Origin of the sequence: Rhizobium sp. Rhizsp42 (assembly GCF_047304155.1) — a bacterium.
Classification (GTDB): Bacteria; Pseudomonadota; Alphaproteobacteria; order Rhizobiales; family Rhizobiaceae; genus Rhizobium.
Genome location: NZ_JBGLYS010000223.1, coordinates 1 through 229, shown reverse-complemented (window position 1 = coordinate 229; position 229 = coordinate 1). Strand labels below are relative to the sequence as shown.

General features: G+C 46.7%; 1 pseudogene. It reads left to right on the top strand.

The features are described 5' to 3' along the window. Positions 1-229: pseudogene (locus ACCD05_RS32155) on the top strand (hypothetical protein); the annotation flags it as partial.

Below are 229 nucleotides of genomic sequence, written 5' to 3'. Positions count from 1 at the left end.
GCCTGGGGTTTTTTTGCCCCCGGAATATAAAAGCCACCCACCCCCGAGAAAAAAACACCAAAGGGAAAACCCTTATTATGAAAAAGAAATTGGCGGCGTTGATAATGAACCCCCCCACCCCCCACCGCCCGCCCCCAAAAAAAAAAACAATGAAACAAAAAAAACGACGGCAAAAAATAAACCCGCCCCCACGACAACAAAAAAAAAAACCCACAGCCCAACCCAGAAA